At 68.0% G+C, this 19798-nt stretch carries 19 protein-coding genes; 9 read left to right on the plus strand and 10 right to left on the minus strand.

The annotated features are described in order from the left end of the window. The first annotated feature begins 24 nt into the window (after window positions 1–24). Window positions 25–1233, plus strand: coding sequence for an acetyl-CoA acetyltransferase (locus AB0M14_RS27680; protein WP_364999817.1), 1209 nt, complete (start codon window positions 25–27; stop codon window positions 1231–1233). A 26-nt stretch (window positions 1234–1259) separates the two neighbouring features. Here the strand turns inward: AB0M14_RS27680 and AB0M14_RS27685 are convergent, their stop codons facing one another. Next, window positions 1260–2858, minus strand: a complete 1599-nt coding sequence (locus AB0M14_RS27685; protein WP_364999819.1) for a putative glycoside hydrolase — start codon at window positions 2856–2858, stop codon at window positions 1260–1262. Between the two features lie 177 nt (window positions 2859–3035). Between AB0M14_RS27685 and AB0M14_RS27690 the strand changes: the two genes are divergently transcribed. Further along, window positions 3036–3998 (plus strand): polysaccharide deacetylase family protein, encoded by a 963-nt coding sequence (locus AB0M14_RS27690; protein WP_365000497.1) that lies wholly within the window; start codon window positions 3036–3038, stop codon window positions 3996–3998. Between the two features lie 32 nt (window positions 3999–4030). On the opposite strand, the gene AB0M14_RS27695 is transcribed toward AB0M14_RS27690, so the two are convergent. Together AB0M14_RS27695 and AB0M14_RS27700 are read right to left on the minus strand one after the other, a co-directional pair. Next, window positions 4031–5485 carry a serine/threonine-protein kinase gene (locus AB0M14_RS27695; protein ID WP_364999821.1) on the minus strand — a complete coding sequence of 485 codons (1455 nt, stop codon included), beginning with the start codon at window positions 5483–5485 and terminating at the stop codon, window positions 4031–4033. Between the two features lie 50 nt (window positions 5486–5535). Continuing rightward, window positions 5536–6291: an SDR family NAD(P)-dependent oxidoreductase gene (locus AB0M14_RS27700; protein WP_364999823.1), complete on the minus strand. Its 756-nt coding sequence runs from the start codon at window positions 6289–6291 to the stop codon at window positions 5536–5538. Window positions 6292–6444: 153 nt separating this feature from the next. Between AB0M14_RS27700 and AB0M14_RS27705 the strand changes: the two genes are divergently transcribed. Continuing rightward, window positions 6445–7122, plus strand: a complete 678-nt coding sequence (locus AB0M14_RS27705) for a phosphodiesterase (RefSeq protein WP_364999825.1) — start codon at window positions 6445–6447, stop codon at window positions 7120–7122. 7 nt (window positions 7123–7129) lie between these two features. On the opposite strand, the gene AB0M14_RS27710 is transcribed toward AB0M14_RS27705, so the two are convergent. Continuing rightward, window positions 7130–7579, minus strand: a complete 450-nt coding sequence (locus AB0M14_RS27710) for a DUF4383 domain-containing protein (RefSeq protein ID WP_364999827.1) — start codon at window positions 7577–7579, stop codon at window positions 7130–7132. 93 nt (window positions 7580–7672) lie between these two features. Next, window positions 7673–8164, minus strand: coding sequence for an HAD domain-containing protein (locus AB0M14_RS27715; protein WP_364999829.1), 492 nt, complete (start codon window positions 8162–8164; stop codon window positions 7673–7675). 134 nt (window positions 8165–8298) lie between these two features. Between AB0M14_RS27715 and AB0M14_RS27720 the strand changes: the two genes are divergently transcribed. The 3 genes from AB0M14_RS27720 (at window position 8299) to AB0M14_RS27730 (ending at window position 12018) form a co-directional block, all read left to right on the plus strand. Continuing rightward, window positions 8299–8841: a DUF3558 domain-containing protein gene (locus AB0M14_RS27720; RefSeq protein WP_364999830.1), complete on the plus strand. Its 543-nt coding sequence runs from the start codon at window positions 8299–8301 to the stop codon at window positions 8839–8841. A gap of 70 nt (window positions 8842–8911) precedes the next feature. Beyond that, on the plus strand, window positions 8912–9649 hold the full coding sequence (locus AB0M14_RS27725) for a beta-phosphoglucomutase family hydrolase (RefSeq protein ID WP_364999832.1): 738 nt from the start codon (window positions 8912–8914) through the stop codon (window positions 9647–9649). Then, a complete protein-coding gene (locus AB0M14_RS27730) occupies window positions 9646–12018 on the plus strand; it encodes a glycosyl hydrolase family 65 protein (RefSeq protein ID WP_364999833.1) in 2373 nt (790 codons plus the stop codon). Before AB0M14_RS27725 ends, AB0M14_RS27730 begins: the two co-directional genes overlap by 4 nt. An 8-nt stretch (window positions 12019–12026) precedes the next feature. Here the strand turns inward: AB0M14_RS27730 and AB0M14_RS27735 are convergent, their stop codons facing one another. The 4 genes from AB0M14_RS27735 to AB0M14_RS27750 all read right to left on the minus strand — a co-directional run bounded on the left by AB0M14_RS27735 (window position 12027) and on the right by AB0M14_RS27750 (window position 15645). Next, window positions 12027–12629 (minus strand): maleylpyruvate isomerase family mycothiol-dependent enzyme, encoded by a 603-nt coding sequence (locus AB0M14_RS27735; protein ID WP_364999834.1) that lies wholly within the window; start codon window positions 12627–12629, stop codon window positions 12027–12029. Window positions 12630–12712: 83 nt separating this feature from the next. Next, window positions 12713–13573: a hypothetical protein gene (locus AB0M14_RS27740; RefSeq protein ID WP_364999835.1), complete on the minus strand. Its 861-nt coding sequence runs from the start codon at window positions 13571–13573 to the stop codon at window positions 12713–12715. Window positions 13574–13575: 2 nt separating this feature from the next. Beyond that, the gene (locus tag AB0M14_RS27745) at window positions 13576–14655 is read right to left on the minus strand and encodes a 3-oxoacyl-[acyl-carrier-protein] synthase III C-terminal domain-containing protein (protein WP_364999836.1); all 1080 of its coding nucleotides are present in this window, start codon (window positions 14653–14655) and stop codon (window positions 13576–13578) included. A gap of 120 nt (window positions 14656–14775) precedes the next feature. Further along, window positions 14776–15645, minus strand: a complete 870-nt coding sequence (locus AB0M14_RS27750) for a ParB N-terminal domain-containing protein (RefSeq protein ID WP_364999837.1) — start codon at window positions 15643–15645, stop codon at window positions 14776–14778. Between the two features lie 235 nt (window positions 15646–15880). Here AB0M14_RS27750 and AB0M14_RS27755 point away from each other — a divergent pair, with 235 nt between their 5' ends. Both AB0M14_RS27755 and AB0M14_RS27760 read left to right on the plus strand, forming a co-directional pair. Beyond that, a complete protein-coding gene (locus tag AB0M14_RS27755; RefSeq protein WP_364999839.1) occupies window positions 15881–16540 on the plus strand; it encodes a TetR/AcrR family transcriptional regulator in 660 nt (219 codons plus the stop codon). Window positions 16541–16629: 89 nt separating this feature from the next. Continuing rightward, complete coding sequence (locus AB0M14_RS27760; protein ID WP_364999841.1) at window positions 16630–17844, plus strand: saccharopine dehydrogenase NADP-binding domain-containing protein; 1215 nt, start codon at window positions 16630–16632, stop codon at window positions 17842–17844. Between the two features lie 19 nt (window positions 17845–17863). On the opposite strand, the gene AB0M14_RS27765 is transcribed toward AB0M14_RS27760, so the two are convergent. After that, the gene (locus tag AB0M14_RS27765; RefSeq protein WP_364999842.1) at window positions 17864–18463 is read right to left on the minus strand and encodes a TetR/AcrR family transcriptional regulator; all 600 of its coding nucleotides are present in this window, start codon (window positions 18461–18463) and stop codon (window positions 17864–17866) included. An 87-nt stretch (window positions 18464–18550) separates the two neighbouring features. On the opposite strand from AB0M14_RS27765, the gene AB0M14_RS27770 reads away from it, so the two are divergent. Then, complete coding sequence (locus AB0M14_RS27770; RefSeq protein WP_364999844.1) at window positions 18551–19792, plus strand: MFS transporter; 1242 nt, start codon at window positions 18551–18553, stop codon at window positions 19790–19792. Window positions 19793–19798: the final 6 nt, after the last annotated feature.

The raw sequence follows: 19798 nt of genomic DNA on the forward strand, positions 1-19798 counted from the left end.
CTAAATCGGAAGGTGGTAGTTCGGATGAGCTCGGTATGGATCGCGGGCGGATACCAGTCCGACTTCGCACGCAACATCACCAAAGAAGGCGGCGACAACTCGACCCTCATGGCCGAGACGCTCGACCACACCTGCACGGCCACCGGCATCGATCCGGGCCAGATCCAGGTGATCCACGTCGGCAACGCTTTCGGCCAGTTGTTCACGGGCCAAGGGCAACTCGGCGGCCTGCCCGCGACGGTGCGCGACGAGCTGTGGGGCGTCCCCGCGACCCGGCACGAAGGAGCATGCGCGTCCGGCTCGCTGGCGCTGCTCGCCGCGATGGCCGACCTCGAATCCGGCCGCTACGACTGCGCTCTGGTCGTCGGCATCGAACTGGAGAAGACGGTCCCCGGCGACGTGGGCGCCCAGCACATGGGCGCGGCGGCCTGGGCCGGTCACGAGGGCGAGTCGGCGAAGTTCATGTGGCCGTACATGTTCAGCGCGATCGCCGACGAGTACGACCGCCGCTACGGCCTCGACCCCGAAAAGCTCTGGGCCATTGCCGAACTCAACGCCCGCAATGCCCGCACCAACCCCAACGCCCAGACCCGCGGCTGGGAGTACACGCCCGCGAGCTTCACCGCCGACCCGATCGCCAACCCGATCGTCGAGGGCAGAATGCACAAGGTCGACTGCGGACCGATGACCGACGGCGCCGCCGCGGTCATCCTGGTCAACTCCCGCTTCTTGCAACGTAATCCAGCCACCGCGCCGCTGACTCGGATCACCGGCTGGGGCCACCGCACCGTCGGCCTTCCCCTGTCCGCCAAACTGGCCCGCAGCGACGACTACGTCCTGCCGCACGTCCGCGCCACCATCCTCGACGCTTTCGGCCGAGCGGGCATCACCGGCGTCGACGACCTGGACCTCATCGAAACCCACGACTGTTTCACCATCAGCGAATACCTGGCCATAGACCACTTCGGCATCACCGCCCCCGGCCGAAGCTGGCAAGCCCTCGACAACGGCGACTTGGAACTGACCGGCCGCATCCCGGTCAACCCCAGCGGCGGCCTGCTCGGCGGCGGTCACCCGGTCGGCGCGACCGGCGTCCGCATGCTCCTCGACTGCCACAAGCAACTGACCGCCCAAGCCCCCAACCAACTCCCCAACCCCCACCGCGCCGCCACCTTGAACTTCGGCGGCAGCACCACCACCACCGCCTCGTTCATCCTCGAACCGGCCACCTGACGCCCCCGCGCGGCGGCGGGCTTCGGTCAGAGGTGGTAGCGGACGGTGGGGCTCCAGAGGATGTAGCTGTCGATGCCGACGGCGAGGCTGGCGTCGATCTGGGCTTGGACCTGGGCGGGGCCGTAGGTGACGCCGAGGCTGAAGTCCTGGAGCCACGGGATCACCTCTGCGCCGGTGCCTTCGGTGAGGCGGATGAAGTCGCCGAGGGAGGCGAAGATGATGTCGTAGGGCTGGGAGTTGGGGTTGGCTACGCCGTATTCGCCGGGATTCCAGTGCGAGGGGTACAGCATGGGGGCGACGTAGTCGACGTACTTCGCGATCATCGGGATGTCTTGGGCGATCTGCTCCGGGCGGGTGGAGGCGATGCCGAACACGGCCGCGCCGAGGACCGCGCCCGCTTGGTGCACCGGGTCCCGGCTTTCGTGCAGGAATTCCGCGATCGAGGTGGTCGGGTCGGTGGTGGAACCGGGGAACTGCATTTGACTCAGTGGGCCGTCGGGTCTGCGCACGTAGTCGTACATGATGTCGTCGAAGCCGAGCTTGGCGGCCTCGGCCGCGAGATCGATGTTGTATCTGCGGATTTCGGGGTTCGCGAAGTTGGTGAACGCGATCGGTCCGTAGTGACTGGAGTAGGGCTGACCACTGACGTTCTGGACGACCCAGTCGCGGCGGCCGCTGTGCCAGGCCCATTCGGCGACCTTCGGGTCGCGGAAGGCCACGATCCGGCCCACCACCCGCAGGCCCATGTCGTGCAGCTGCCGCAGTGCGACGGGGGCGTCGTAAATCGTTGTCGCCGCCCCGGATTCGCGAGCCAGCGGCACCTGCGAGTCGTAACCGATGACGCCGTCCTCGTCTTTGATGTCGAGCTGCACGGTGTCGATGCGACCGGTCCGGGCCAGGTCGAGCACGCTTTCCCGCAGCCCGTCGTGCGACCACGCGTGCGCGGTGACGTGGACGGCGCGGGTGCGCGGGATGTCGACGGCGGCGTTGACCGGCACGGTCGTGACGTTGCCCGCCGCGTCCACGGCTTTCACTTCCGCACCGACCGGCGCGTGCGGCATCGTGAGCTCGAACGCGCCGTCGGCAGCCGGGGTGATCGGCTTCGTGCCGAGCGTCACCTGCTGCGCGCCCTGCACCGTGCCGCGCACGACGAACGGCTGCCGGTAGGAGGTCATCGGGGGCGTCGCGGTGATCAGCACCACCGGCGCGGTGGCGTCGACGGCGAAGCTCTTCGACGTCGACGGCCCGCCGCTCAGGAAACCGCCGGGAACGGTGGCGGTGAACTGGTGCTCGCCCTCGGTCCGCGGACCCGGCCGCACCACCACGGTGTCACCCTCGATCGTCCCCGCGACCGGTTCGCCGTCGACTTCGACCCGCACCGCGTGCGGGTCGTGCCCGCTCGCGTCGACCCGAATCACCATGTCCGCCAGCGCCTGCGCGTTGACCGGCCCGTCCGGGAACCCGGCCACCGGGAGCTCGCCGGGCGAGCCTCGCATCGCCCCCACCGCGATCGCCGCGACCCCGACCGCCACCACCGCCGCGACCGCCACCAGCACTGTTCGCTGACGACCCGACTGCGGAACCCGTTTCAGCAACGCGCACACCAACTTTCGTCTCGGGGGCACTCTACTATCCCCGGTGCGTATCGCCCGCCGCCGGTTTTCGGCGATCTTGTGCAGCACATCGTTATTCCCGGATTGCGAATTGGTCGCAGGTTCACCGACCCGTTACCGGATTCCCCCGCCCACCCGTACCGTGATCCGGTGGCGCGTGTGATGGTGCGAAGTGTGTTGGTGGCCTTGATGTTTGCGGCGGCAGGTTGCGCGGGCGCAGAGCCGGTGGCCGCACCGCCACCCGCGCCACCGGCCACGACCACCCCCGCACCCCTGCCCACCGCGGACCCCGCCCAGGTCAACGCCAACGAACTCGGCTTGATCCCCGTGCTGATGTACCACCAGCTGCTGCCCGCGCCGACCGGCGAATACGACCAGACCCCCGCCGAATTCCGAGACGAACTCGAACGCCTCTACCGCGAGGCCTACCGCCCGGTGACCGCGGCCGAATACATCTCCGGCGCGATCGACATCCCCGCCGGCACCCACCCCGTGGTCCTCACCTTCGACGACTCGACCCTGAGTCAGCTCACTTTCGGCCCGGACGGCACACCTGCCCCCGACTCCGCCGTCGGCATCCTCGAAGAGTTCCGCTCCCGCTACCCGGACTTCCGCCCGAAGGCCACCTTCTACGTCAACAACGAACCCTTCGGCAACAACCCCCGCGCCCTGACCTGGCTCGCCGACCACGGCTACGAGATCGGCTCCCACACCGCCGGCCACGCGAACCTGGCCCGCCTGGACAGCACCGGGGTGCAACGCGAGTTCGCCGAGAACGTCCGAGCCATCCAAGCCGCCGTCCCCGGAAAACCGGTCCGCACCATGGCTCTCCCGCTCGGCATCGCCCCCGCCGACCGCGCCCTCGCCGGCAACGGCACGTGGGATGGCATCTCGTACCACTTCGACGCCGTCATGCTCGTCGGCGCGAATCCGGCCCCTTCCCCCTACGGCCGCGTCGACCCCACCGCCATCCCCCGAATCCGTTCCGGCAAAGGCGAAGTCCCCTACGACTCCGCGCACTGGCTCAACTGGCTGGCCACCAACCCCGCCCTCCGTTACACCTCCGACGGCAACCCCGCCAAGATCAGCTTCCCCGCGCCCGATGCTCCAGAACTTTCCGCCGCGTGGACCACCCAGGCCAACCCCTACTGATGACCTGAGACAGGTTGACCTTGCGATTCGCGTCAGGTGAGTTCGGCGCTGTCGATTCGGTAGGTGTCGCCGGAGCGGACCAGTGTGGCGATGCGCGTTTCGGTTGCTTCGTTGCCGGTGTCGTAGCGCAGGGTCAGGCGGTAGTTGACGGTCAGCTGGTTTTCGTCGGTGCCGAGGATCTCGACAGCCGTCGACGAGACTGTGGTCCAAAAGGTTTGGTAGGCGGCGTAGCCGCCGATGTAGTTCTGGTAGCGCGGGGTGAGACGGGCCCAGGCCGCCGAGACGTTGCCGGGGAGCAGGGCGTAATGGTCTTGGACGAAGGTGGCGATGGTGTCCGCGGGCGGCGGTGGTGGCACCGCCACGGTGGTGGTCGTGGTGGTGGTGGTGGTCGTGGTCGTTTTCGGCGAGGTCGAATTCGAGGTGGTGTCCGGGGGCGTGCTCGAGGTGACGCCGGGCGGTAGCGCGCTGGTGGTCGGCACGGGTCCGTCGGAGTTCTCGAACTGACTCACCAGCACCCCGCCGAGGACGATCGCGGCTACCAAAGCCGCTGCGGCGACGATGATTCCGGCACGGGCCGGGCGACGCGGCTGCTCCGGTGACGGATTGCGGTTCAACTCCGTGGGATCGAACCTCGCCGGATTGAACACCGTCGCCGGGGCGCTACTCCGAACCTGCCGCGGCGCAACCACTGCCGCGCGGGCAGCCGTCGCCAGCTCGCCCGCGGTCCGGTACCGCTGCGCCGGATCCTTCGCCATACCCCGGGCGATCACCTCGTCGAACGCGGGTGAGACATTGCCGTTCGAGGGTCGCGGCGGCGGCTCGGTCAGGTGCGCCGCGATCTGACGTTCAGCGCTCTCCCCAGGGAAAGGCTTTGCCCCGGTCAGGCATTCGTACAGCACGCACGCCAGCGCGTAGACGTCGGCGCGGCCGTCGTAGCTGCCTTGGGTGAGCCGCTCGGGCGCCATATAGGCGAAGGTCCCGATGGTGGCGCCGGTGGTGGTGAGGCTGGTTTCCCCGGTACCGGCCGCGATCCCGAAATCGATCAGATAGGCGAAATCAGCCGCGGTGACAAGCACATTGGAGGGCTTCACATCGCGATGCACCAGACCGGCCTCGTGCGCCGCGTCCAGCGCCGCCGCCACCTGTTCGAGATACGACACCGCTTTCGGCGGCGGCAACGGCCCGCCCAGGACCAGCAGCGAACCCAAGTCGGTGCCCTCGACCAGCCGCATGTCCAGATACAGGCGTCCATCGATCTCGCCGTAGTGGTGGATCGGAATGACGTGCGGCTCACTCAGCCGCGCCGCCGCCTGCGCTTCCCGGCGGAAGCGTTCCCGATACACCTTGTCGTGCGCGAAATGCGGCGGCAGCACCTTGAGTGCGACGACTCGGTCGGTCGCGGTGTCGAAGGCCCGGTACACCTGCCCCATGCCGCCTTCGCCGAGCAATTCGACGAGCCTATACCGGCCGAACGGTGTTCCTTCCACCCTGTACGCCTACCACACCCACGGGTGAAAGTTCGATCCAGCAGCCGAATTCAGCGGGCCGCCATCCGGATCGCGCCGTCCAAGCGGATGACTTCACCGTTGAGCATCGGGTTGTCGACGATGTGCGCGACCAGCGCGCCGAACTCGCCGGGGTCGCCGAGGCGCTGCGGATGCGGGATCTGCGCTTCCAGCGATTTCCGCGCCTCGGGCGACAGCCCGGCGAGCAGCGGGGTGTCGAACATGCCGGGGGCGATGGTGACGACGCGAATGAGCCGGTCGGCCAGGTCGCGCGCGAGCGGCAGCGTCATCCCGGCGACACCCGCCTTGGACGCGGAGTACGCGGCCTGCCCGATCTGCCCGTCGAACGCGGCGACGGAGGCGGTATTGACAATGACGCCGCGTTCGCCGGCCACCGGATCGGTGCGGCCGATGCGCTGGGCGCCCAGGCGCAGCACGTTGAAGGTGCCGATCAGGTTGACCTCGACGACCAGCTGGAACGCGTGCAGCGGCACTACGCGATCACCGGTCAGGACCCGGCCCGGCAAGCCGATGCCCGCGCAGTTGACCACCGCGCGGAGCGGTCCGAGCTCGTCGGCGCGGTCGAGGGCGGCGTTCACGTCGTCCTCGTCGGTGACGTCGCCGGGGACGAAGACCGCGCCGAGTTCCGCCGCCGCCTGTTCCCCTTCGGATTCCGGCAGGTCGAAGAGCACGACCTCGGCGCCGGCGTCGATCAGGCGGCGGGCGCTGGCGAGACCGAGCCCCGACGCGCCTCCGGTGACGAGTGCGACGTTGTCGCGGATCTGCATCTGCTTCGGTCCTTCCCAGCGCTACGTGTGCGCACCATTCATATCAGCAAGACTTCAGGTTCTCAACAAGACACCTTTCTCATATTGCGGTTTACCAGGCCCCGGTCCGGGCAGTCGAAAGGAGAACGCAGTCGACGCGTGAAGGGAACTCCGATGGCCCAGTACCCAGCAGCAGTGGTGGAGAACGCGTTCGGAGTGGTGGCGCGGTTGCGCGGCGCGCGCGTGTTCCATCCCGACGGCATCTATCTGACCGGCCGGATCCGCGCGGACAGCGAATTCGAGCACCTCTTCGGCGTCGGCGAGCAGCCGGTGACCGCGCGCCTGTCCAAGGGGACCTCCATGCCCGCCGGCCTGCCCGACGTGCTCGGCCTCGCATTCCGGGTGCCCACTCGCGACAACCGGCCGTGGGATTTCGCGCTCGCCACCACCGGCACCGGAAACCTGACCCGATTCCTGGTCACACCCACCCGCGGTTGGCGCAACGCCCGCTACGGCAGCCTGCTGCCCTACCGTTTCGACAGCTCGGACGCGACCTGGATCTTCGCCGAACCCGATCGCGCGCAACCGGATTCGGCGTCACTGGACGCGATGGCCGGTTACGTGCGAGAGAACTTCCTGACGTTCCTGCTGACCGCGAGCAGTTACGCCAAACCCCACCGCAAGTTCGCCGAACTGACCTTGCGCCAGGACGAGGCGGTCGAGCACCCGGTGGACTATTTCGATCCGATTCTGCATTGCCCACCGGGTGTGCGAATGGTTCCGGACGTCGTCAGCACGGTCCGAGAACTCGCCTACACCGGCAGCCGGCGCGGGCGCCGCCAGATCCCGTGAGCGTCGACTAGACGCCGGTCCGTGCTCCCAACCGCGGCAGCAGGAATCCGAGGGCGACCATGCCCACCCCCAGAACGAAATGCAGCCAATTGTCGGCGGCATTCACCGGAACGAAGTTCGCGTCACTGGCGCGGTCGATGACCAGACCGTACAGCCACAGCACCAAATAGATTGCGCCGCCGACAATCAGGTACATCCGCGCCACCGCGGCCGTCCGCGCCGCGAGCAGGCCCGCGAGTCCGAACAGCAGGTGCACGACGTTGTGCAGGATCGAGACTTGGAATATGCCGAGCAGTTCGGCGTGCGATTCGTGCCCCGCCATTTCCAGATTGTCGTATCCCGAGGTGACACCGGGAATGAACCCCAGTACACCAACCAGAAGGAACACCGCGCCCACGGCCAGGGCGCCGAGTTGCACCGGCGACCGCCGCATGGTGTTCATCGCAGAAGTTGACATGACAGTTCTTCCTTCCGCCGGGCAGATACCCGACTCGCGGCGGAAATTCCCGGCCCGTTCGCGCCGAAACCTCTCGCACCGCGTGTCCCCGCGCTAGGCCCGGGCCAGCCACTCGGCGACGGTCACGAAGTCCGCCTCGGTCAGCCCGCGGCGCGGGTCGACGCGATGCAGCAGCGCGGGCGCGGAATGGTTCGCCGTGACCCAGTTCCGGTCGGCGTCGGTGATTTCGTCGTCGACCCACACGAACGGCCGGTCGGCTGCCCAGTCCACCAGAGGACAGGTCTTCCAATGCACGCGGTGGTCGTCGACGGAATCGAATTCCGGCCAGAGCACGACCGGCAGGTCAGGTAGGCCCAGGCGCGGGCAGATCAGTTCGTTCGCGTCCGTCGTCCAAGTGGTGGCCCAGACCAGCTCACACGGCAACGCACTGAGCCGGGGACCGTGCGCCGGGTCGACCCGCACCAGCAGCGGATTCGCGCCGTCCGGAATGGCTGGGCCACTGTGCCACTGGGAATACTCCTGCGCGGCGCCGCCGAACGGGATGAGCGGACCGTCGACGTCGAGAAAGAGCAGTGGGGTGGTCACAGTCGAACGATAGGCCCGCCGTCGCTGGTCCCGCATTCCGATGTCCAATAGCTATACGATTGCCACTGGCCAGGGACAGGGGCCGTATGGACCGGAGATCGCTTCGAGGCGGACGCACGGAAGGCGGCAACGGCATGCAGTTTCGCGTACGTGGGAGAGAGTTGGCGCTGCTGGCGCTGACGGCGGCGGTCGCGGCGACCGGCTGCTCGATTTCCGAAGCGCAGATCGGGCGTGCGCATTTCGCCCAGCACAAATCGCTGGCGGTCGCCGAATTGTGGGATCCCTGTGTGGGGATTCCGGAGAACATCCTGCACGACGCCGGATTCGACCCGGCCAGCAAGGACAATCAAGCCGAGAGCGCTAAAGGCAAGGGCGACAAGGGGTGCCGGTGGCGTGGGCGGCACGGGGAACTCAACGCCTTCTCGCACACGAGCCCGCTGCGGCAGCTCGCCGAAACCGCGGATTTCCTGGCCGACGCCGAGCCGGTCACCATCGATGAGCGCGCCGCGACCCAGATCCGTGATCGAGTGCACAACAGCTGCGGTGTCGGCTTCGATACCGCCGAGGGCACCGTTTTCCTGCAAGTAACCAGCCATTCGCCACAGGCCGTTGCAGACTCCTGCGCAGAGGTCGCGGAGCTGGCCCGCACGCTGCACGTCCATCTACCCGCGGATTAAAACGGCGCTCAGAACACAGTTTCCGGACGACGCCCGGTTTGCCCGGCTCGATCCGGGAAAGCTCCGGAGTATGGGTTTTCCAGCTTCGATCACGGTGGCGTTGTTCGATCTCGACGGTGTGCTGACCGATACCGCGCAGGTGCACCGGCGGGCGTGGAAGGAGACTTTCGACGCGTTTCTGGCGCGGCGGTTGGGCGACGGCTACGAGCCGTTCAGCGAGGACGACTATCTGGCGTACGTGGACGGCCGGCCCCGCGCCGACGGTGTGCGCGAGTTCCTGGGTTCGCGCGACATCACCTTGCCGGAGGGCAATCCCGATGACCTGCCCGGGGATTCGACGGTGCACGGGGTCGGCAACCAGAAGAATCAGCTGCTGCTGGCGGTGATCGAGCGGCACGGGGTCCGGGTGTATCCGGAGGCGGCGGGATACCTCGAGCGGCTGCGCGCGGCTGGACTGCGGATCGGGGTGGTGACCTCTTCGGCGAACGCCGAGGCGGTGCTCCGGGCCGCGGATCTGGCTCGCCTGGTGGAGGTCCGGATCGACGGCGTGGCGATCACGCGGCGCGGGCTGAGCGGCAAACCGGCCCCGGATTCCTTCCTCGCCGGAGCCGAGGCGTTCGAGGTGAAGCCGGAGCAGGCAGTGGTTTTCGAGGACGCGGTCGCCGGTGTCGAGGCGGGGCGCGCGGGCGCGTTCGGCTACGTGGTGGGCGTCGACCGGGTCCGCGACGGCAGACACGCGGACGCCTTACGCGCCGCCGGGGCCGACGTCGTGGTCACCGATCTCACCGAGCTGGAGCAACGGCGATGAAGCGGCACTGCTCGGGCTTCGACATCGCCCCGTGGGAATTGCGCTGGTGCGGACTGGATCTGGACGCCCTGCACCGCACCGAATCGATCTTCGCGCTGTCCAACGGCCACCTCGGCTTGCGCGGCAGCTTCGAGGAGGGCGAGCCGGTCGGCAAACCCGGCACTTACCTGAACGGATTCTACGAGAAGCGCGAATTCCCCTACGCCGAAGGCGGTTACGGCTATCCCGGCGACGGCCAGACGATGGTGAACGTCACCGACGGCAAGATCATCCGGCTGCTCGTCGAGGACGAGCCCCTGGACCTGCGCTACGGCAAAGCGGTGGAACACGAACGGGTGCTGGACTTCCGCTCCGGCACGCTGCGCCGCACCACGGTGTGGACCTCCCCCACCGGCCGCAACATCCGGATCACTTCCGAACGGCTGGTGTCGTTCACCGACCGCGCGCTGGCCGCGATCCGCTACGAGGTGGAACCGCTCGACGACGACATGGACCTGGTGATCCAGTCGGATCTGCTGGCCAACGAACCGGTTCCGACGCAGGCCGGGGATCCGCGGCTGGCCGCGGTGCTGGATCGGCCGCTGATCGCGGATTTCGCGGCGGCCCGGGATTTCAGCGCGGTGCTCGCCCATCACACCCGGCGGTCCGGGTTGCGGATGGCGGCGGGCATGCATCACGAACTCGAGGTCACCGAGACGCCGCGCTGCGATATCCACGCCGAGGACGATCTGGCCCGGCTGACCGTCGCGGTCGACGTCGCCAAGGGCGACAAGCTGTGCCTGACAAAGTATCTCGCGTACGGCTGGTCCAGCCGCCGGTCCACCCCGGCGCTGCGGGCACAGGTGGACGCGGCCCTGGCCGCGGGTTTGGAGACCGGCTGGGACGAGCTGCTACAACGGCAGCGCGAATATCTGGACAAGTTCTGGGCCGACGCCGACATCGAGATCGACGGCGACCCGGAACTCCAGCAGGCGGTGCGGTTCGCGCTGTTCCATGTGCTGCAAGCCGGAGCCCGCGGCGAGACCCGGGCCATCCCGGCCAAGGGGCTCACCGGGCCGGGCTATGACGGCCACGCGTTCTGGGACACCGAGACTTTCGTGCTGCCGGTGCTGATGTACACCAACCCGATCGCGGCCGGGGACGCGCTGCGCTGGCGGCACGCCACCCTCGATCAGGCGCGCCAGCGCGCCCGCGAACTCGGCCAGCCCGGCGCGATGTTCCCGTGGCGTTCCATCAATGGCGAAGAGGGCTCGGGATATTGGCCGACTGGCACCGCGGCGGTGCATGTGAACGCCGATATCGCCGACGCGGTGGTGCGCTATCTGGCGGCGACCGGCGACGAACAGTTCGAAACCGAGTGCGGCGTCGAGCTTCTGGTGGAGACCGCCCGGCTCTGGGCCGGCCTCGGCCATCTCGACGGTGCGGGCGCGTTCCGGATCGACCGGGTCACCGGGCCCGACGAATACTCGGCGCTGGCCGACAACAACGCCTACACCAACCTGATGGCGCAGCAGAATCTGCACGAGGCCGCCGAGGCGTGTGCGCGCCGCCCGGAGCTGGCGCGCCGGCTGGAGGTGACCGACGCCGAAATCGCGGCTTGGCGCGACGCCGCGAAACGTATGGCGCTCCCGTACAACTCGGAGCTGGGTGTGCACGAGCAGTCCGAGGGCTGCACCCGGCACGCCCGCTGGAACTTCGCGGCGACACCGCCGGAGAAGTATCCGCTGCTGCTGAACTACCACTACTTCGACCTGTACCGGAAGCAAGTGGTGAAGCAGGCCGATCTCACGCTCGCGATGTATCTGCGCCCGGAGATGTTCACCCCGGAGCAGAAGGCCCGCAATTTCGAGTACTACGAGGCGCTTACGGTGCGGGACTCGTCGCTGTCGGCCTGCCCGCAGTCCGTGCTGGCCGCCGAGGTCGGCCATCTGGGCCTGGCCTACGCCTATTTCGGCGAGGCCGCGCTGACGGACCTGCACGATCTGCACCGCAACGTCTCCAACGGACTGCACATCGCCTCGCTGGCGGGCACCTGGATCTGCTGTGTGGGCGGGTTCGGCGGCATGCGCACGCACGGCGGCCGACTCTGTTTCGCGCCGCGCCTGCCCGACGAGCTGGACCGGCTCGCGTTCCGAATCATCTGGCGCGACAGCCGGATCGCGGTCGAGATCACCCGCGACGCCGCCACCTACCGGCTGCTGGAAGGTGCGCCGCTCACCTTCCATCATCACGGCGAACCAGCCCGGCTCACCGAATCGCCTGTCACGCTGAAGATTCCGCACCTGGAGCCGAAGCCCGCGCCCGCGCTACCGGCCGGACGCGCACCCTACGACCGCAAGCAAGCGGCCACCGCGGACACCAAGCCCTGAACCGCCGGTCAGGCCGAGCGCAGCGACGGATCCACGGTCCGCCCGGTGGCGATCAACAGCAGGTCGACCACCGGGGCGCGCACTTCCTCCGCACCGTCGCCATGGCTCCACCGCACGTCGGTCGCGACCAGCCGCTTACCGCGCAGCCGCTTCTTAGCCCCGTAGAACATGCTGCCGAGCACGTATTCGAGCGGCGCGATCACCTGCTCCGGAGCCGGCCGCAGGGTCCGGCCGAGCGGGCGCGCGATGTCCTGCCCGTGCACGAGGATGTCCGCCAGCGGATCCAGCACCCCCGCACCGGGTGAACGCCGATGGTTGCCGGCACCCGCCCGCAACTGCGCGAGGAGTTCGGCGGGGCTGAACTGAGCCGCCCGCCGGATCGCCGCGTCGGCGTTCGCCCGATCCCAGTTGCCCTTGGCCCGGATGACATCCACGAGGACGGTGCGCAGGGTGTCCCGGTTCGACAAGGTCAGGTGCGCGAGGACCTCGTGCACCGTCCATCCGGCACACAGCGAGGGCTGTTTCCATTCCGCCTCGCTCAGACCGTCGAGAAAGTCCGCCAGCGCCAGCCGCTCGTTCCGTATCTGCTCCTGAATCTGTTCAGGGTCCATGATTCGTATTCTCCCGGTCGATGGGTTGCTCTCCATACAGACCGGACAGCCCGCCGAAATTCATCGGCGGGCGCTGCCGTTGTTCACAGCCCGTAGGGTGCGCAGGTCGCGACGAAATGGCCGTCGGCGGCGAGGAACAGGGCATGGCGGGCGCGGCTGCGTGGCTCGGCCGCCCGCCAGGAGCGGTAAGCGAACGGCAGGGCCGCGCTGTGCGGGTCAGCGGGCGTGCCGGGCGTGTACACCTCGTCGATACCGGCAGCCGCGGCAACGGTTTTCGCGAAGCCGGGGCGAGGTTCGCCGGCCAGCAGCACACAGTCGGCGGGATCGAGGCCCTCCTGTTCCAGGCAAGCGATCACCACCTCGGTCGCGATATCGAGTCCGCGTTGCCGCGCCTGCTCGTCGGGCTGATCCAGGCCGACGACCCGGCAACCCTCGGTCCCCATGGTGGCCAGCGGCACATAGGCCAGCGGCTTGACCGGCGCGGTGGTGCGGGCCCGGTAGAGGGCGCCGAAGCCGGCCCGGCCCGGGCTCGGTCCGACCACCACCGCGGCGGCGCTGGTCAGATAGGGGAAGTCCGACTGCTCCAGCCGGGATGGATGGCCCTCACCCGCGACGATGACCGCCGGGCGGGCGCCCGTCACCGCGGCCACCTGGACCGCGTCCAGGAACCCGCACGGCCCGTTCATGAGGTCGAAGGACAGCGCCGGCCGCTGCTGCCCCTGATACCGCAGATTGATACCGGCCTGCTTCTGGATGAGCGCGGCGACGGCCGGCTCGACGATGTTCTCGTCGCGATGGATGCCGGTGTTCAGCAGCAACGCGATCTCGCTGTCGCCGATACCGGATTGGTCCAGCGCCGCCCGGACGGCCAGCGCGCAACGTTCCACCGAACCCGCGCCTGCCGCGGCGTCGACGGTGGCCGCGGAAATAATGGATACACCCATGATCAAGCCTTCAGTGCGGTGACGCGAACGGACATGTGGCCATACACCATCCCGGAAGCGGACGGCACGATGAGGATCTTCGAACCGGGCGCGATGGTGCCGCGCTTCAAATGGTCGTGCAGTGCGACGAAATGCGAAGTGGACGCGGTGTTCCCGTAGCGCTCCAGCACCGTGAGGCTTTCCGGCGCCAGGCGGCCGGACTCGCGTTCCAATAGCGCGTTGATGTAATCCAGGGCGCGGGCGCTGAATTGATGGTGAATGATGAAATCGAGTTTCTCGGCGTCGATATCGGTGCCGCGCCGGCGCAAGTAGTCCAGGTACCAGGTGATGCCCTGCAGATAGCGTTCCTCGGTATGCATCGCCTTGTTGTCGGTGTACATGGCCACGCCCGCGCCGTTCCGGCTCGGGCCGCCGATGCAGAATTCGGCGTAGGACGCCGAGGTCATCAGGTCGACGTACTCGATGATGTCCGCGTCGTCGGTCGCCCGGTCCAGTATCACGCAGGCTCCGGAGTCACCCACCGACAGCGAGGCGAATTGCGGATCATACTGCTCGGCGATCTCCCGCACCGCGGTCTCGGCGATCGGGGTGATCTGCTCGCCGCTGACCACGATCCCGTTTCGGGCGACACCGGCGCGAATCATCCGGTCCAGCACCATGACACCGGTGACCATGCCCGCGCAGGCATTGCAGATGTCGAACGCGACGGCCTGCTTCGCACCGATCTTCTCGGCCAGCAGCGCGGCCAGCGCCGGTTCGAGGCCGTTGCGCTCCCGGCCGACCCTGCGCGTGATCGACGCGGAGATGACGACGTCTATTTCACCGACCGAGTATTGCGATCGGGACAGGCAGTCCTGAATCGCGTTGACAGCAAGGGTAATCGAGTCTTCGTAATTGTCGTCGGAATCGTCGTAGACCCGGCGTTCGCGGACGCCGGTGAGTTCTTCGAGCGGCGGCAATTTCCCGGCACGCAATCGTCCGATATCGATCCGTGCGAGTAGATCCGCCGTGCTGACCGATTTTTCGGGCAGATACGTCCCGATCGACTCGACCCTGCTGTTGATTTCACTTCTCGAACGCATCGGATCAGCTCCGTTCTCTCGGCCCCTGCGCTACATCTTTCGAGGTCGGCCGCGCTGGGTCAACAAAGCAAACGATCGACCATTCCTGGAAATGGCCGATCGAATGCGTGGAGTTTTTGATCAAGAATTGCCGGCAATGGCCAGTGTCTGCTCGTCGAGGCGGTCGCCGACCCGGGCCGCGAACCGGCGCCAGGTCTCCGCGTTCTGTTGTGCGAGTTCGAGAATGAGGTTGAGGCAGTGCTCGGGCAGCTGTTCGGCCAGCTCCGCCGATTCGATCGGCGTGCGCGGCGCCGCGTCGAGCCAGCGCAGCACCTGGCGGCCGGTCTCGGTCAGGCGCAGCGACGGATCCCGGCGCAGGCTGTCCAGCATCGACGGCAGCGAACGCATTGCCGTCAGCGGGTTTTCGCCGCTGTGCACCGGATTCGGCCGCGGCGCCGCCGGTTCGCGCAGCCGCCGCACCCGGCCGTCCCGGCCGAGACGACGGGAGGTCTGGGGAATTTCCCCACCGGCCCGCCGGCGGATCGCGCCGACGGTCTTGTGATCCAAGCCCGCGACCGCCGCGATCCGGCGGTCCGACCACAGCGGGTACATCACCATCAGGCGCAGCGCGGCGGCCTTGCGGTCCTTGAGTGTCAGCGGCAGGCCGTGCTCGGCATTGGCCTCGACGGCCAGCACGAACGCCTCCTCGGCGCTACCCTCGAAGAATCTGACCGGAATAGCCTGCTGCCCTTTCGATTTCGCCGCGTGTAGCCGATGCAATCCATCGATCACCTGCATGGTGCTGCGATGCACCAGAATCGGAGGCAACGGTGACCCGACTTGCGCGAGCATCTGGGCGTGCGCGAAATCCACCTCGCGCACGCGCAGAAATTCGCCGCGCGCGAGCGCCGCGATGGGAATATCCACTACATTCCGCGAAACCCCGACCTGGGCGAGCCGGTCGGCGGCGCCGTTGCCGTGCGTAACGCGAGCCGTAGCCTGTCCGTTCATACGCAACCCCGAAACACTGTAGAACCATCAGTCCGTCACACTCGGGCCGTCTATCGCAGATAATCTGGACGACACCCCGGTGTGCCGAACCGCCCGTTCCGGACCAGCCGACGCGAAAAGTATTGCACGCCTGTAACTTTCAGACAACGATTCGCTTATCCCCGGATACCGTCAACCGGGCGGGCCATCCTGCAAGTCACGTTCTGAATTTGCCAGGCGGTTGTACGCTCGACGGATGTCCCGTTCAGCGCCGAACGCCCCCGCCCCCGGCACCTCGGTGTGGGAGCGCAAGAAACTGCAGGCCATGCGTGAAATCCAGCGCACCGCCCTGGACCTCTTCGACGAGCACGGCTTCCGCTCGATCACCGTCGAACAGGTAGCCGCCGCTTCGCAGGTCTCCCCCAGTTCCATCTATCGGTACTTCGGCACCAAAGAGGCGCTGATCCTCTGGGACGAGTACGACCCGAAGCTCATCGAGTTGCTCAGCCAGAACAGCGACAGCGTGGTCACGCCGCAGCAGTTCGTCGAAGAGATCCGCGAATCCGTACCGGCGCTGATCCGCGAGTTGGCCACCGACGAAGAGCGCATCCGACGCCGCATGCGCTATGTCGCCGGCGAGCCCGACGTCCGCGACGGCCTGGCCCGCGAGACCCGCCAGCTCGAGCAGGTGCTGCGACAGGTGGTCGGCGCGCGCCTCGGCCTCGACCCCGCCGATCTGCAGATCCGCCTGCTCTCGGCCATGCTGGCCTGGGGCTTCGACGCGGCGCTGGATTACTGGGTGCAGAGCGATTTCGACCTGCCGCTGGCCGAGGCGCTCAGCTATGCCATCGAGGCGCTGACCCGCAGCGCCGAGGCCGTCCTCGGCTTTCCGGCGCCCCGGCGCACCAAGAACTGAAGTTCCTCGCAATTTCTCCAGGGACCCGTATAGTCGAAGGAACCTGATAGTCACTGTCAGGTTGCCACGACTTCCGGGGAGGTTCCACGATGACCAGGATCTTGATGCTCGGCGGAGCCGGGCAGATGGGACAGGCCGCCGCGCGCGTCCTCGCCCACGCCCCGGCGGTGCGTCGTCTGGTGGTCACCGACCTGCGCGCGAGCACTGCCGAGACAGTCGCGAAGAGCCTGGGGGACAAGGTTTCCGGACTAGGGCTCGACATCACCGACCAGCGCGCGCTGCGTTCGGCGCTCGACGAGTGCGATCTGGTGCTCAATACCGTCGGCCCGTATTTCCGTTTCGGCGTGCCGATTCTCGCGGCGGCCATCGAGGCCGGGCGCGACTACATCGATATCTGCGACGACTGGGAACCGACCCTGGCCATGCTCGAGATGCACGAACGTGCCCGGGCCGCAGGCGTTGTCGCACTGGTCGGCATGGGCGCCAGCCCCGGCGTCTCGAATCTGCTCGCGGTGACGGCGGCGCGCGAACTCGACACCGTCGACTCCCTGGTGACCGCGTGGAGCGGCGACGACACCGGGGACGCGGGCGCGCCGGCCGGACAACAGCCGAATGCCGCCTACCTGCACGCCATTCAGCAGATCACCGGCACCATCAAGGTCACCCGCGACGGCGTGCTCACCGACCGGCCCGCGCTCGAGCAGATCAGCCTCGACTACCCGGGCATCGGCGCCGGAAGCGGCTGGAGCTTCGGCCATCCCGAAGCGGTGACCCTGCACCGCGCGTTCCCGGAACTGCGCAGCAACACCAATCTCATCACCGGCGGACGGGCCCTCATCACGATGTGCCGGGCCTTGCGCCTGTCGGTCGACCGCCGGCTGCTGAGCCCGGAACGCGCCGCCCGGCTGGCGCATCGGGCCTCGGGGCTCCTACCCGCGGGCGCCATAGGAGCGGGCGCACTGCCGCCGCTCTTCGCCCTCGCCACCGGCACCCGCGCGGGCGAAAAGGCCACCTGCGCAAGCGCACTCGCACAGATCCCCGGACGCTCGATGGCCGTGAACACCGGCGTGCCGCTGGCCGTGGCCGCGCTGCAAAGGGCCTCGACGGCCGCCGCGCCCGGCGTGCACACCCCGGAGACCCTGCTCGACCCGGACGCCTACTTCGCCGCCCTGGCCCCGCACTGCATCGGCAACCCCGCGCCCGCGACGATGGTGGCGACCACCCGATCCTGGTGTAGCGCAGCGGAAAACACGGCCAGTCTGCAAAGCTCGCTGCTGACGGCCTTCTTCGCGGACAGCGACTGACCGGGTCGCCCGAGCCAGGTCAGCCCTCGCCCTGTTCCCCCGCCACCAGCCGCCACAAGTACGCGACATGGTCGGCCATGTCGACCGCCGGGTCATACATCCACTGCATTTGCAGCCCGTCCATCACGGCGAGCATGAGCACGGTGACCCGCTCGGTGTCGACATCGCTGGGCAACCGGCCGGCCTGACGCAACCGTTCCACCCCTGCACCGATCCCGGCCCGCGCGGTCTCGTACCGCTCGCGAAAGAACTCGTGCGCCGGATGACCGGGCTCGGCCGCCTCGGAGGAGAACCGCGAGAACAACTGCACCAGGCCGGGAACCTCGGCATTGTGGCGCACCAGCCGCTCCAGGCCCCCGGCCATATCCGGCAGGCCCGCGGCGTCGAAATCCCCGTAGAACCGCTGATCAACCTCGTCGCGGCGGCGCAGGATCTCGGTGAACAACTGCTCTTTGGTGCCGAAGTAGTGCAGCAGCCCGGTCTGGCTGAGCCCCACCGCGTCGGCCAGCTCGCGGACCGTCGCCCGGCTGTAGCCGTTGCGCGCCACGATCTCCAGCGCCGCGGTCAGGATTTCCTCCCGCTTGGCAATACCTTTCGAATATGCACCACGTTGAACCACCGCCCGACCTTACCCTTGTGCCTGAAAACCGAATGTCATACTGTTTTCGCCGTGCGCAGCGGCGCACCGGATCTTCAGGACGAATGCGTGACATCGACGTCGGACAGCCCGATCGCCAGGCTCGACCGGTCGCAGCGACGGCTGCTGTGGTCGTTCATCCCCGCCACCGCGGGCATCTACGCGTTGTGGGGCGCGATTCCCGGGATTCTGCTGCCCCTGCAGATCGGCGCCATCGACGAGGACCACAAAGCCGCCAACCTGGCATTGGTGGCGACCCTGGGCGCCTGTGCGGCGATGCTCGCGCAGCCGATCGCCGGTGTGCTCAGCGACCGCACCCGCTCCCGATACGGCCGGCGGGCGCCGTGGATCCTCGGCGGCGCGCTGTGCGGCGGCCTGGCGCTGCTGGTGCTGTCGATGTCGAGCACTCTGGCCGCGATCGCGCTGGCCTGGATCGCGGCGCAGATCGCCTACAACCTCGCGCAGGGTCCGCTGAGCGCCGTGCTGCCGGACCGGGTGCCGCGCTCGGCGCGCGGCACCTTCTCCGCCGCGATCGGCGTCGCGACCATGACGGGCGTGCTCCTCGGATCCGGCGCGGCCGCCGCGTTTTCCGGGCACATCCCGGCCGGATACCTGACCTTCGCCGCGGTGGCGCTGCTCGCGGTCACGCTGTTCGTCCTGCTCAACCCCGATCGGGCGAGCCTCGGCGACGAGCGTTTGCCCTTCGACGCGCGGACCTTCCTGCGGACATTCTGGGTGAACCCGCGCGCGCATCCGGACTTCGGCTGGGCTTTCCTGGGCCGATTGCTGCTCTACACCGGCTATTTCGTGGTCTACGGCTATCAGCTGTATCTGCTCGAGGACTACATCGGCGTGGATGACCGTGCCGCGCAACTGGTTCCGGTGCTCGGCCTGGTGTCGCTGCCGGCCATGCTGCTCTCCATCGCGATCTGCGGGCCGCTCTCGGACCGGGTCGGCCGCCGTAAGCCGTTCATCGCGGTCTCCTCGGCAGTGGTGGCCACCGGCGTGCTGATTCCGTGGGTGTGGCCGACGGTGCCGGGAATGGTGGCGTTCGCGGTGGTGTGCGGGTTCGGCTTCGGCGCTTTCCAGGCGGTGGACACCGCGCTCATCACCGAGGTGCTGCCCAGCAGCGCGGATTTCGGCAAGGACCTGGGCGTGGTCAATATCGCGGCGACGCTGCCGCAGACCTTCGCGCCCGCACTCACCGGTGTGATCGTGCTGAGCGCCGGTTACTCCGGATTGTTCCCGATCGCCGCGCTATTGAGCCTGCTCGGCGCGTGCGCGGTGTATCCCATCAAGGCGGTGCGCTAGACCCGC

Origin of the sequence: Nocardia sp. NPDC051832 (assembly GCF_040681285.1) — a bacterium.
Classification (GTDB): Bacteria; Actinomycetota; Actinomycetes; order Mycobacteriales; family Mycobacteriaceae; genus Nocardia.

What these genes read in the sequence shown, in the direction of transcription:
- AB0M14_RS27755 (WP_364999839.1), top strand. Translation starts at nt 15,881, where the DNA reads ATGTCCCGTTCAGCGCCGAACGCCCCCGCCCCCGGCACCTCGGTGTGG.
- AB0M14_RS27725 (WP_364999832.1), top strand. Translation starts at nt 8,912, where the DNA reads ATGGGTTTTCCAGCTTCGATCACGGTGGCGTTGTTCGATCTCGACGGT.
- AB0M14_RS27700 (WP_364999823.1), bottom strand. Translation starts at nt 6,291, where the DNA reads ATGCAGATCCGCGACAACGTCGCACTCGTCACCGGAGGCGCGTCGGGG.
- AB0M14_RS27740 (WP_364999835.1), bottom strand. Translation starts at nt 13,573, where the DNA reads ATGGGTGTATCCATTATTTCCGCGGCCACCGTCGACGCCGCGGCAGGC.
- AB0M14_RS27745 (WP_364999836.1), bottom strand. Translation starts at nt 14,655, where the DNA reads ATGCGTTCGAGAAGTGAAATCAACAGCAGGGTCGAGTCGATCGGGACG.
- AB0M14_RS27690 (WP_365000497.1), top strand. Translation starts at nt 3,036, where the DNA reads ATGTTTGCGGCGGCAGGTTGCGCGGGCGCAGAGCCGGTGGCCGCACCG.
- AB0M14_RS27760 (WP_364999841.1), top strand. Translation starts at nt 16,630, where the DNA reads ATGACCAGGATCTTGATGCTCGGCGGAGCCGGGCAGATGGGACAGGCC.
- AB0M14_RS27710 (WP_364999827.1), bottom strand. Translation starts at nt 7,579, where the DNA reads ATGTCAACTTCTGCGATGAACACCATGCGGCGGTCGCCGGTGCAACTC.
- AB0M14_RS27730 (WP_364999833.1), top strand. Translation starts at nt 9,646, where the DNA reads ATGAAGCGGCACTGCTCGGGCTTCGACATCGCCCCGTGGGAATTGCGC.
- AB0M14_RS27750 (WP_364999837.1), bottom strand. Translation starts at nt 15,645, where the DNA reads ATGAACGGACAGGCTACGGCTCGCGTTACGCACGGCAACGGCGCCGCC.
- AB0M14_RS27680 (WP_364999817.1), top strand. Translation starts at nt 25, where the DNA reads ATGAGCTCGGTATGGATCGCGGGCGGATACCAGTCCGACTTCGCACGC.
- AB0M14_RS27735 (WP_364999834.1), bottom strand. Translation starts at nt 12,629, where the DNA reads ATGGACCCTGAACAGATTCAGGAGCAGATACGGAACGAGCGGCTGGCG.
- AB0M14_RS27720 (WP_364999830.1), top strand. Translation starts at nt 8,299, where the DNA reads ATGCAGTTTCGCGTACGTGGGAGAGAGTTGGCGCTGCTGGCGCTGACG.
- AB0M14_RS27705 (WP_364999825.1), top strand. Translation starts at nt 6,445, where the DNA reads ATGGCCCAGTACCCAGCAGCAGTGGTGGAGAACGCGTTCGGAGTGGTG.